The following is a 220-nucleotide window of genomic DNA, read 5'->3' as shown; positions in this document are numbered from 1 at the left end:
TCGAGGCACCATTATTTGGTACTTAACAAATAATGGTCTTTATAGACCTGATGTTGAGACAAGTAATTCCCCTTTAGTTCAGTTGGTAGAACGGCGGACTGTTAATCCGTATGTCGCAAGTTCAAGTCTTGCAAGGGGAGCCATTTTTAAAGGACTTCATTTTATATGAGGTTTTAATTGAAGAGTTTAACTCTTTAAGCAAAGAATTTAGTGTGCCGAC

General features: G+C 37.7%; 1 tRNA gene. It reads left to right on the top strand.

Going from position 1 to position 220, the window contains the following annotated elements:
• Window positions 1-67 precede the first annotated feature (67 nt).
• Window positions 68-143: transfer RNA gene (locus AB4351_RS22225), tRNA-Asn, on the top strand.
• Window positions 144-220 lie beyond the last annotated feature (77 nt).

Source organism: Vibrio sp. 10N.261.51.F11, from assembly GCF_041471665.1.
In the GTDB taxonomy this organism is placed as follows: domain Bacteria; phylum Pseudomonadota; class Gammaproteobacteria; order Enterobacterales; family Vibrionaceae; genus Vibrio; species Vibrio crassostreae_C.
The sequence above is the reverse complement of the archived record's forward strand: the minus strand, read 5'-3'. Positions and strand labels throughout refer to the sequence as shown.